At 58.1% G+C, this 11,968-nt stretch carries 9 protein-coding genes; 3 read left to right on the plus strand and 6 right to left on the minus strand.

Annotation, left to right across the window (positions count from 1 at the left end; translation table 11 throughout):
• Positions 1-14: 14 nt before the first annotated feature.
• The 3 genes from FHT70_RS25695 to FHT70_RS25705 form a co-directional block, all read right to left on the minus strand.
• Positions 15-1,007, minus strand: coding sequence for a hypothetical protein (locus FHT70_RS25695; protein WP_183705735.1), 993 nt, complete (start codon positions 1,005-1,007; stop codon positions 15-17).
• Between the two features lies 1 nt (position 1,008).
• A complete protein-coding gene (locus tag FHT70_RS25700; protein ID WP_183705736.1) occupies positions 1,009-2,208 on the minus strand; it encodes a site-specific integrase in 1,200 nt (399 codons plus the stop codon).
• Positions 2,209-2,493: 285 nt separating this feature from the next.
• A complete protein-coding gene (locus FHT70_RS25705) occupies positions 2,494-2,724 on the minus strand; it encodes a hypothetical protein (protein ID WP_183705737.1) in 231 nt (76 codons plus the stop codon).
• 1,255 nt (positions 2,725-3,979) lie between these two features.
• On the opposite strand from FHT70_RS25705, the gene FHT70_RS25710 reads away from it, so the two are divergent.
• Positions 3,980-4,996: a PAS domain S-box protein gene (locus tag FHT70_RS25710; RefSeq protein ID WP_183705738.1), complete on the plus strand. Its 1,017-nt coding sequence runs from the start codon at positions 3,980-3,982 to the stop codon at positions 4,994-4,996.
• Positions 4,997-5,385: 389 nt separating this feature from the next.
• On the opposite strand, the gene FHT70_RS25715 is transcribed toward FHT70_RS25710, so the two are convergent.
• Positions 5,386-6,519, minus strand: coding sequence for an acyltransferase (locus FHT70_RS25715; protein ID WP_183705783.1), 1,134 nt, complete (start codon positions 6,517-6,519; stop codon positions 5,386-5,388).
• 216 nt (positions 6,520-6,735) lie between these two features.
• On the opposite strand from FHT70_RS25715, the gene FHT70_RS25720 reads away from it, so the two are divergent.
• Both FHT70_RS25720 and FHT70_RS25725 read left to right on the plus strand, forming a co-directional pair.
• Positions 6,736-7,092: a hypothetical protein gene (locus tag FHT70_RS25720; protein ID WP_246721979.1), complete on the plus strand. Its 357-nt coding sequence runs from the start codon at positions 6,736-6,738 to the stop codon at positions 7,090-7,092.
• 231 nt (positions 7,093-7,323) lie between these two features.
• Positions 7,324-8,814 carry an MDR family MFS transporter gene (locus FHT70_RS25725; protein WP_183705740.1) on the plus strand — a complete coding sequence of 497 codons (1,491 nt, stop codon included), beginning with the start codon at positions 7,324-7,326 and terminating at the stop codon, positions 8,812-8,814.
• Positions 8,815-8,962: 148 nt separating this feature from the next.
• Here FHT70_RS25725 and FHT70_RS25730 read toward each other — a convergent pair whose 3' ends face one another.
• Both FHT70_RS25730 and FHT70_RS25735 read right to left on the minus strand, forming a co-directional pair.
• Positions 8,963-10,909 carry an ABC transporter ATP-binding protein/permease gene (locus FHT70_RS25730; protein ID WP_183705741.1) on the minus strand — a complete coding sequence of 649 codons (1,947 nt, stop codon included), beginning with the start codon at positions 10,907-10,909 and terminating at the stop codon, positions 8,963-8,965.
• Between the two features lie 91 nt (positions 10,910-11,000).
• Entirely contained in the window at positions 11,001-11,900 is a 900-nt protein-coding gene (locus tag FHT70_RS25735) for a GntR family transcriptional regulator (RefSeq protein WP_085776815.1), read from the minus strand.
• Positions 11,901-11,968: the final 68 nt, after the last annotated feature.

Genomic DNA, 11,968 nt, shown 5'->3' on the forward strand with positions numbered 1-11,968 from the left:
AATAGCCTACACGATTAAGAAACCGTTTCGAAACGGTGTCTTGATTTGCGACCAGGCATTTGAATATGCGGCTTCTCCTCAGCAACCGATGCCCAAACTTGATCAAATTTGCGATGAGATGTCTTTGGGAAAGCCGCCATCACCTGAGCTTTGACGTCCGCCTTGTTGGATCCGGGTTCCTCATCTAGGATCGTGATGATCATGTCTCGTGGCCCCCCGTTTAAAGGGAATAGCACTTGCTTGTCCGGCGCGTCCGAAATGCAAGGCATTTTAATTTTTTCGAGCCATTCTTCTGGCGCTATGATCGAACATCCATCGAATGGTAGCAGCGAACGAAGCACGTCCTCATTTTCTACAGCTCCCTCGAAGGCAAAGTATGTCAGTTGCTTTATAGGCGGATGGTCAATCCTTAAACGCTGCAGCGCAGTGATGCCACTTCGGAACGCTTTTACGGCTTCCAAATACACCTTATGCGGACCGAGATCGATGCATCCGGTGTTCCAGTTGACTACCGGAAAGAATCGGTCAATCCGCCGCAATCGCGACAGATTGATTAAATCAGGTTCACTAAAAGCCTGTCCTTCGAGGAAGGGGACCACCCAGTAGTCAAGTTTTAAAGCTTCAAGCTTGAAAGTGTTCCAAGATTCCACACGTTCTTTGCCTTGACGCTCGTACTCCGCCTTCAGGGCTGAGAAATATGCTGAGTCTTTCACGACGGAGTTGTAGGGCCTCAAAAGATGTAGAGGGAACGTGAGTTTGACGCCGTCTGCTCGAAGCACTTGTACGCGCTTAGTACCATATTCCGATTTCACAAAAAGATCATACACCAGATCTTGAGATGCAAGACTCGCGTTGTATGTTTGGAATGGGTGCTGCGGTCTTGGTTGGCCGTTTTTGTTTGCCTCCAACCAACGGCGGATATCCTCTTTCTTGACTGGCGAATATATTGCGTCATACGCCGCTTTCGCAAAAACCTTCAGCGACTGGTAGCCTTCAACGGCGAACATTCTATTGCTCCTTCACGAGCTGCATTATCTGACCAGTTTGCCCGGTGACGTGTTTTGCCCAACGTGCCAAAAGCAGTCGACGCTGCTCTAGGAAATCGGTGCGCCTATAGGCTCGCTCCACGGCACCGCCAACCGTGTGACCCAGCACGGTTTCGGCCACGTCATGCGGTGTATTGGTAGTCTCAGCGATCCAGTCGCGCAGACTGGATCGAAAGCCATGGGGACGCGACTCGAGCTGCGCACGCTCCATCAATCTGCCCATAGTCATATCACTAATGACGCCCTTCTTTACGCTCGGGAAAAGGTATCCATCCCGCGCGAATGCTTTTGCCTGCTCGATTATCTCAAGAGCTTCCGGCACAAGCGGCACGCGGAAATCCGGCGTCTTGTCCTTGCGCCCCTTTTGCTTTTCACCGGGGATAATCCAGACATCATCATGAATTTGCTCAGCAGGCCGAAGGAAGCGAAGCGGGCTCGATCGCACTCCCGTAAGAATCAGCAAACGCAGGGCAAGATGCGTCACCGTTCCACCATCCAGCGTTTCGTAGAAGGACGGAACGTCACGCCAAGACATAGCCGGGATATTCTTCGCCCTATGGCGCTGTTGACCCAAGAGGGCGCGCGCCTTCTCAGGCGCCTGAATATCAACGTCCAGGCCGAGAGCCGCGGCATGCCTAAAGCAGATGTTTAGTCGGTTCAAAGCCTTCTTCGCTGTCTCTGCCTTGTCGTGCCAGATAGGCGCTAACGCGTCTCGAATATCGATCTGATCAATCTCCGCGATCGGCATCGTGCCCAGCTTTGGAATAACGTGAAGCTTCAACGGGGTGAACCAGCGCCCGGCAAGTCCGTCTCCCTTCAGCTCAGCCTTTCGGCTTTCAAAGGCATCTTCTGCAACCTCCTTAAGCAGATGGAGGTGCCTAGCTGCCTCCCGCTTCAACCTTTCTCGCTCCTTTATAGGATCAATATTTTTCCGAGCGATGGCTCGCCATTTGCTGGCCTCGCTACGAGCCTCCTTGAGGGACACCTCTACCGCCGAGCCGAGTCCCATCTCTCGGCGCCGGCCGTGGATAGTCACGCGAAGTACCCATTGGCCACCGCCGTCTTCGCGCTTATGAAACCAAAGGCCTCCGCCATCGGCATGTTTACCAGGACCAAGATTCTTGACCGCCATCGCTGTCAGCTTGTGCAATTCACGCCCCATCTATCCACCCTTCAATCCACCCTAGGCGACGAGATTCATTGTTTCCTAGTGATATCGTGCGAGTCGCCGTGAGGCAAGTAAACACTTGAATTAAAAGGCCTTTGAGAAGCGGTGATATGTGCTGATGCGACTTGCTGTTCTAGTCTGGTGCTCGTAAGCGGCACCATTTATCTGTACTAAGATGTTGATTGTGGAAATTCATTTCCCATTCCTAATGTACTAAATCCACCTGTCGACCATCGATGGGCCCGTTCAAACCTGCTTCTCGACAATGTGGCCGCCGTTCTATCCGAGCACGCCATTGCGATGGCCGAAAACATCGCCGACATGGAAGATGACGACGGGTGAGACCGACGGTGGTGCATCTTGCCGCCAAGGCGGGGAACTCAAAATGAGAAAAGGGGTTGCGCCAAGCGCCTTTGGGGACAGGAGTATTTCTGAGATTTCGCCAAAGGTGAATAAAGCAAAGACGGTAAGCAACAAAGCAACGACAATGAGGATTTCAGTTTTTGTCATCGTTAATCATGTAGCCATCTGGTTACCGGCGACAATCGGACTTAGGTCTGGAAACGCCCCCCTTCATCGACGATTACTCAACCTCCAGTTCTGCATCATTCCAAGGCATAAACCGCCACCTCATCAGCAACATCCCTCAGCCCCTTATATGAGGGTGCCGCGGCAAGAAACTGCTCCGCGAGGGTTTGCCGAGACATGGCCGCCAAAGCGATCGAACGATTGGTGCGATTAGCCCGTGGTAAGATCATCCGTCCGGGATAAAAGACGCGAAGGGAACCAACGCGACGGTCGCGCCGTCTTCCAATGCAATTTCGAAGCAGTCGGCGTCAATTGGTCGCTTTGCCAAGATGCCTTCGGCAAGCATCTCTCTAGCCGCCTCGACTGCCTGGTCGTAGGTTTCCGCAGCACTGGCGAACTCCAGGCCTTCTGTATCCAGATCCAGCTCCTCCCCTCGCCTTAAATGGAGTAGAACTTTTGCATGAGCCGCTCCTCGAAGCAGCCAAACGACGCTGTCTCTCCGAGGGTTACTGGGAGGCCGTCTGTGTCAAAGTGATCCGACGTGTTTTCGATTTCGATTTGATCGGAGGTCTAAACCCGGCGCATTGAGCGTAGCAGGCGTCGGACCGTACTTTGCACCCGTCGCCGCCATAGAGGCAGTTGTCTCGCAGTTTGGCGTCTTGAAGGGTAACGCATTGGTTGACGCAAGATTGGTTCAGGTTTTGACAGCTGGTTAATTCGTCAAGCGTGCAGCCAAACGTGTAACTAGTCGAGTAAATGCTAAGAATTCCAAGTATCAGTAGACGCATCATACTAAGCCAGCGGAATATTATATTCATACAATTATACAATTTATTCACACGCCAACAATAACAACTTATTATTAGTGTTTTAGCTGATCTTATAGACAGAAGGTTATATTTGACGCGGGATGGAGAGCGGAGTTCCAAGCGGCGGTGAGCGATACGCCCAGACCTATGCTGACGGGTAGGCAAAGCGGTTTGGTGTGACCCGGAATTCGCAACGATCGACTTGCAAACAAATTGGCAGAGATAGGATTGTCAGCTTCTTCTCCGGCTTCGATCGCTTCTTCGGTTCCGCACATTGCCTGTGTACGCTTCCGCGCTACATATTCGTTATGACGCCGCGAATGCTAGGCTCAGGCACCTGAGAGGCTGCTGTCTCCCGCCAGAACGGAGGAGACGTTACTGCTCTCGTCAGTGGCTCTCTTGAACATCAGACTGGGGCGTAGACGAGTTTGGGTGATCGAGAAAAACGCGCTACTGCCCAGCTGGTACCGCCCGCTTATGATGCCGCAGCCTTTCTCGCGGCCATTATTGAATCGTCAGACGATGCCATTGTCAGCAAGAGCTTGTCCGGCATTGTCATGACATGGAACAAAGGTGCCGAGAGAATTTTCGGATATGCCGCAGACGAGGCAATAGGAAAGCCCATCACCCTTGTTATACCGGAGAATCGCCTCGATGAAGAGCCCGCCATACTTAGCAGAATCCAAGCCGGTGAACGTGTCGATCACTTTGAAACGGTAAGACGCCGCAAAGACGGCAAACTCATCGACATTTCTTTGACGATCTCCCCGATCAGAGACGGCAGTGGCGAAATCATCGGAGCATCGAAGATTGCCCGCGACATCTCGGAGCGGAAACGGGCAGCCGAGCACCGAGAACTGCTCCTCAGGGAAATGCATCACCGCGTAAAAAACCTGTTCGCGATCATCAGCAGCATTATCACGCTGGGTGCCCGGACCGCAGCAACGCCCGGCGATCTCGCCGCCAGGACCAACGAGAGGGTAATGGCTTTGGCCCGAGCGCACGAGATAACGCTGCCAAGTTTAACAGAACAGCCCGTCGAGGTTCGGCCAGCCACGCTGTCTCAGCTTATGTCGAATATCCTTGCACCTTACGACAACCGACAATGGGCGCTCCATGGCGAGGACGTCGAGGTAGGTCTAGAGAAGATCAGCACCTTGGCGCTGTTGTTTCACGAGCTCGCCACGAATGCGGCTAAGTACGGCGCGCTCTCTGTCAACGAAGGTACCCTCGAGATCGCAACTGCAATCTCGCCGGACACAATCGAATTGGTTTGGGTTGAAGCGAACGGACCGCCGACTACGGAGCCAAATCAAGCTCCTTCTGGCTTTGGAAGAATCCTGGAGCAAAGAATAGCACGGAGCCTTAAAATTGATATCCAGCGATCATGGACGCCAGGGGGACTATCCATTCGGCTTTTGCTTCCGCGCCTCGCGATCATGTAACGTCTGGCCGGACCGATGCTTGCGCCGTGACTATGGCCGGACGGAAATTCATGTGGAATTAAGCTGGCCGCTCAGCGCACAGGAGACGCATTGCCGGGGGTTTGGCAAATCGCCGAGCAGCCTATTCAAACAGGACCAAACATTTCCTTCGTGCTCTAAAAACAGGTCAGCTCATTGGATCGCGGGATGGTTATCGTGAAGTGCCCCTCCACCCCACAATTGGGCCGTGCGGAGGCAGTTTCCAGTTCTCTGCGCGCGGTCCGACGCTTGATAAAATCGACGGTCGATGCTGTCCTAAACAATGTCCCGAGGTCCCGTCGGATCGAGCCATCCTATTCGCGCCCTTCCGCCGGAGGCGCAACACCATCCATCGAAGATTGCGGGCGCCTCTAGATCGCCACCTGCCTCTGCTGTGTCAGGCGTCTCCCGACCGTCTGACCGGGCAACTCGATGAACTTGTAGCCTACAAAGGACAAGACATAGACGATCGGAATGGTCACGATCAGCGTCACCAGCCAGCGTGCGGGGTTGCTGAGATCGGTATTGCCGATCAGCCAGGCGATCACCGGCTGCATGACAAGCAGGTGAATCAGATAGGCTCCGAACGAAAGTTCGCCGAAATTTCGAAAGAACGTGTTGCCGAGAACCGAATTGACCGAGCGGGAATAGCTGCCGCCGGAACCCGGAACCCGATCGGCGTGCACCAGGACAAAGAACAGCACCACGATCCCCACGCGCACAGTTTCGTGCAGCACGGTCACGTCGCCGCCCAGAGGGATAAGGACCAGCAAAGCCGAAATCGCGAAAGCCAGGTAAGCTCTGCCCTGCGGCATCCATAGTGCACCCGCCAGCAGCATGCCGGCGGCGAAGATGTGCATTTTCATCGGCAGGAATGACGGCATTGGGAAGCGAAAGCCCAGGTGATGGACCACCCAGGCGGCGATGACGGCCAAGCCGACGGTGACGAGCATGCCCTTCAGCCAGCCCAACCGCCCGAGAACGATCATGATGAAGGGCAAGGCCGCATAAAACTGCATTTCCAGGCCGATGCTCCAATCGGGAAGCGCGGTGCGGAAGGCATGGGCCGGCGACAAGCCGAACAGGAAGGAAAGATGCATCAGGTAGTTGGTCAGGCTGTCGTCCAGATAGCGCGATGCGGCTTGCGGCGGATTACCGTTGAACGCATCGATGACCATCCTCGCCTGATAGATCTCAGACCCGGCGATGAGAGCAATTACCAGCATGACGTAATAGAGCGGTGCGATGCGGAAGAAGCGACGAGCCCAGAAGACCGCCCATGTTTGCGGGCTCTCCCATGGCTCTCTGGCCTTGCGTCGCTGATAGTGGAACACCATCAGGAAGCCCGAGAGCATGATGAACAGGTCGACCCCCAGCTCGGGATCTCCGATAATCGGCACCTTGAAGCCCGTCAGGATGTGCGCATGGCCGATCAGCACCCATAGCGCCGCCAAACCACGCAAACCATCCAGACATTCAATGCGTCTGCCTTTCATCGCGTCCATGAGATACTCCTGTTCATTCGTATCCGCGGGCAGGGTTAGCATCTTCGACGGCAACCGGATAGTGTTAAACGGATTTTTGTGAGCTGTGGCACAACTTGTGCGGGTTGACCACCGATGAAGAACCGTTGGCGTCAGCCTTCGACTGCGGAATATCCGGGTGGAACATGCCGCTCCCGAGCAGGTTTCTCCCTTGAGACAACAAGGATGGAGAAGACCATGTCCTGCAAACTCATTGCGATATCCCTCCTTTCGATCGGTCTTGCCGGCTCGGCTCTGGCCCAGACGGCGGGTGGGGCGAATTCCAGCGGCCGGCTCTCGGTGGCGCCTGTCATCGGCGGATCGGGCAGTTCGGGCACGGGATCTGCCGGCACCGGCTCCGTCGGCACCGGGTCGGCGGGCACGGGGTCCGTCGGCACCGATCCCGGCACGACCGGCAGCACCACCGGCAATGGCGGCCTCGATCTCAACAGCGGCCGCAGCACGATCAATCCGGGCGGCGTCAATCCGGATCTGCAGCAGGTGCCGGGCTGCACTGCAGGGACCGGTTCGCTCAGCGAAGCCTGCCAGCAGTGAGGACGGGCGACCGCTCGCCTCCCGACGGAGTGAAGGCCCGGTGCGGAACGGCGCCGGGCCTTCGGCTGCCGCCCTGATGGCACGCAAAAACGATGGCTGCGGCGAGAACTGCTTTACCGGCCCCGCGTGAGGTCGTAAAAGAACAGCATCCCTCCGCAAACGGCGCGTCGTCCCACATCCAGCCAGCCTGCCGATTTTTCCGGCCCTGCGGAGCACCCGAAGAGGATCGTCATGTCGAATGCAGCGCATCGCTCGAACCGCGTGCTTGTCGTCGCGACCATCATGGTGGCGACATTCATGGTTGCCATCGAGGCGACGATCGTGGCGACGGCGATGCCGCGCATAGTCGGGCAGCTCGGCGGCTTTTCCTATTACAGCTGGGTTTTTTCGGCCTTCCTGCTGGCGCAGTCGACGACGACGGTCATCTACGGCAAGCTTTCCGATATTTTCGGACGCAAGCCGGTGCTGATCGGCGGCATCCTGATCTTCCTCGCCGGCTCTCTGCTCTGCGGCTTTGCCTGGTCGATGATGTCGCTGGTGCTCTTCCGGCTGCTGCAGGGGCTCGGTGCCGGCGCAATCCAGCCGGTGACGATGACCATCATCGGCGATCTCTTCAAGCTTGAGGAGCGCGGCCGCGTGCAGGGCGCGATGGCGACCGTCTGGGCGACATCGGCCGTCGTCGGACCGCTTGCCGGCGGCATCATCGTCGATACCTTCTCCTGGGCCTGGATCTTCTGGATCAACCTGCCGATCGGCATCGTCTCGATCACCGCCTTCATGATCTTCCTGAAGGAGGACGTCGCGCACAAGCAGGCGAGGATCGATTATCTCGGATCGGTGCTGTTTTCGATTTCGATCGTCGCCCTCCTCGTCATGCTGACGGAAACCGAAGCGAGCGCCTGGATCCTGCTGTCGCTCTTCGCCGTCTTCGTCGTCGCGGGGCTCATCTTCCTCGCCCAGGAGAGGCGGGCGCCGGAGCCGATCATTTCGATCGCCCTCTGGAGCCGCCGGCTGATCGCGACCAGCAATGCTGCCACGCTGCTTGCCGGCATGGCGCTGATCGGCCTTTCCACCATCCTGCCGATCTATGTGCAGGGCGTGCTCGGCCGCACCCCCATTGTCGCCGGCTTCACGCTCACCATGCTCATCGTCGGCTGGCCCTTGGCGGTAATGCTCTCCAGCCGCTTCTACAGGGCCTTCGGCATTCGCCGCACGCTGCGCGTCGGCAGCCTGCTGTTTCCGTTCGGCGCCTGCTTCCTGTTGTTCCTGACGCCCGAAAGCTCGCCGGTTCTTGCCGGCGCCGGCTCCTTCTTCATGGGCTTCGGCATGGGCCTGATCAGCCTGACGAGCATCGTGCTGGTGCAGGACAGCGTCGAATGGTCGATGCGCGGCAGCGCCACGGCTTCGATCATCTTCGCCCGCAGCCTCGGTAATACGCTCGGAGCCACGGTACTCGGCGCCATTCTCAATGCCGGCATCAGCCATTATGCGAGCGGCGAAACGGCGGCCGCCCTTCATAAGGCGCTGAACCAGCCGACCGGACTTTCGGCGCTCGCTGCCGATCCGGCGATCCGCAGCATTTTCGACGCAGCCCTGCACTGGAGCTTCTGGGGCGTCGTCGTCGTCGCGGTGCTGACCTTCTTCACCACCTGGCGGATCCCCGTCGGCCACCGCCATACGCGCGAAGAGCCGGCGGTGGCAAGTGAGGCAGCCTCGCATTGACACGGTTGCTCCTGACGGGGAGCGCCTGGCAATTTGCTGACAACGTTTCCTCCGTCATGCCCGGCCTTCTGCAGCACACGGCCGAGGATGACGTCGCGGGTATCCCCGCAAGTGCGGAAAACCGCTTCGCAGTTTTCCTGGAATTACCTTATCGGCGGTTCTCCAAAACGCGCAGGATCAGGTTTCGTCTTCCCTTGCGCTGGGCGAGATCGATATCGCTGACGAGCTTGGCGCCGCCCTCGCGCCGCTCCAAGGTGATCTTGCGGCTATGGAAGGCTTCCAATTCGGCGCGATGCGCCACGCTGATGATGGTCGCCGTCGGCAATTCGTCGATTATCGTCTCCATCATCCTGTCCTGGCTCTTCTCGTCGAGTGCCGAGGTCGCTTCGTCGAGAACGATGATATCGGGGGCATGCAGCAGCAGCCGCGCGAAGGCGAGCCGTTGCTTTTCGCCGCCCGACAGGGTCTGATCCCATGGTGCGTCTTCCTCGAGCTTTTCGCTCAGATAATCCAGACCCACTTTGGCAAGGGCGGTCTTGATTTCCTCCGGCGTCCAGCTGTCGGCGGCGCGGGGATAGGCCACCGCGCGGCGAAGCGTTCCGGACGGGATATAGGGCCGCTGCGGCAACATGAACAAGCGTCGGTCGCCGTGGAAATCGACGCTGCCGTGACCCCAGGGCCAAAGACCGGAGATGGCGCGCACCAGCGTGCTTTTGCCGGAGCCCGATTCGCCTGCTACGAGCACCCGCTCGCCTGGTGCGATCTCCACCTGGGTTTCCTTGACCACCGCGGTACCGTCGTCGAGAGTCACCGAGAGATCGTTCAAATTCAGGATTGCATTGCCCTCTGTTTCGCCGTGCTTGATGCGTCCCAAGGCATCGCTTTGTTCGGCCCGCTCAAGGCCGTCGAGCGACATCATCAGCGAGGCGACGCGTCGCGCACAGGCGTTCCAGTCGGCGAGACGCGGGTAGTTGTCGACCAGCCAACCGAAGGCCGTCTGAACGATGGCGAAGGCGGAGGCAGCCTGCATGACCTCGCCAAGCGTCATGCCGCCTGCGAGAAATTTCGGCGCGCAGAGCAGGAGCGGCACGACCGGGGCAATCAGCATCGACCCGTGCGAGACGAAGGTCGTGCGCATGTGCTGGCGCGCAAGCAGCGCCCATTGCCTGAGCACATTGGAAAATGTCTTGTCTAGGTCGCTACGCTCCTCTTCCTCGCCACCGAGCAAGGCGATGCTCTCACCGTTTTCGCGCACACGGGTCAAGGTGTATCGAAGCTCGGCCTCCACCTGGTTCTTGACCTCCGAGACCTGGACGAAATGGCGGCCGATGACCGCAATCACGGTTGAGGTGATCACGGCGTAGAGAACCGCAGTGACGACGAGAAAACCGGGGATGGTGATGGTCGACCCGGCGAGCGGCAGCGTGAGCGCTCCACCGATCGTCCACAGCACGACGATGAAGGTCGAGGCCGATAGAAAGGCTGATATGACGCCGGCGATGAAATCGACCGGCGCTTCGGTGGCAATCCGCAAATCCTCCGAGATGCGCGCCTCAGGATTCTTGTGGTCGCCGCCGATGAGGTTCAGCTGATAATAACGACCGTTGGCCAGCCAGCGCGTGATCACCGTCTTCGTCAGCCAGGAGCGCCAGCGGCGCTGGATCATCATGCGAACATAGACTTGTGCGGTCACGAGAGCGACGCTTCCGAGCACGAGCGGCACGAAGACGGCGCTGAGATAATAGACGGTGCCGGCGTCGTGCCGCTCTATCGCGTCGAAGATCCCGCGGTTCCAGCGGTTGATCCCATATTGGAAGCCGACATTCATGCAGATCATCGTCAACAGACCGATCGAGCATGGCCAAGCGAGCCTGTCGCCACCGCGGCCCCAGTAACGGCGGGCGCTGATCCAGAAACGCCTGAGCAAATATCGCTTACGCGCCTGCTCTGCCTCCTCGGGCGTGAGCTGCGGACTAGGTTCGATGACATCCGGCGGCGCGATCTCGACAGTCGATGCCTTCTGCTGGCGCGACTTCTCGGCACCGTCCTGCTCGGTGCCGTCGACCGATTTCGGGTTGAGTGTAACGTCGGTCATAAGCACGATAACGGCTTACAAATCAGAAGGTTTCATGGCGCCGCGCCAACGTGGCGCTCGCATCAAGCTGACGTCTGCCGAGAGAGGCCCCTCAGGCGTTGTCGCTCATGGTCTGCGGCAGAGATTGCAGCAGGGTCTGACGGGCGGAGCGCAGGTGGACGCGGCAGGCTTTTCCGATCGCTGCCTGGTCGCCGGATTCCAATGCGGCGATATAGTCCAGATGTTCGTGGATGGCGCGCTCGTTGCGCTCGCGGGCGGCGGTCTTGTTCCACTGGTAGTGATAGTGGAAGATGATGGCAATCGCATCGTAGAAATCGGCGATGAAGCGGTTCTTCGAGGCGCGGTGGATCAACAAGTGGAAGCGCTCGTCGAGGACGGAGAAATCCTTGAAACGCTGGTTGATGTCGGCAAGCATGGCGAGATGCTCCTCGCGCATGGCGGCAAGATCGATCCACGCTTGATTGTCTTTGGGAAGCCGGCCGAACTCGGCAGCCGAATGCAGCTCGAACATTTCGCGGACATCGGCAAGTTCGAGCGCGAATTCGCGGGTGAAGCCCTTCAGTGTCCAATGACTGTTCGGCCGCTTTTCGATCAGGCCGAAGCGGGAGAAGCGGATCAGGAATTCGCGCACGCTCGTCGTGCCGGTGCCGATCTCGCGGGCAAGCTCCAGTTCGTTGATCTGCATTCCGGGCGCGGCATCGTCGGCAAGGATGCGCCGCATGAAACTACGCTCGATGATGTCATGCAGCGAATCCGTCTCTTCGGAGGGAAAAAGGTCGCGGTCGGTGGGCTCGCGCAGCACGATCTTCTGACGCTTGTTCCAGCGGATGATGCCTTCGTCACTGAGGCGGGTGAGGATGGCGCGCGCGGTGGAACGGCTGACGCCGAGCTGGGCGGCGATCTCCGGCTCCGACGGCAGCGCCGTATCCGTGCGCAGGGCCGCGGCATACCTGTTGTATGCTTCCTTGAAGACCGTGTTCTGCCTTGCCATCAGATCCCCCGCTTTCCGCCCGCGTGCCGGGATTTCCTTCCCGCTTCAAAAAGCGAAAAGGCGACCGA

It is taken from the genome of Rhizobium sp. BK049 (genome assembly GCF_014193135.1).
Lineage (GTDB): Bacteria > Pseudomonadota > Alphaproteobacteria > Rhizobiales > Rhizobiaceae > Rhizobium.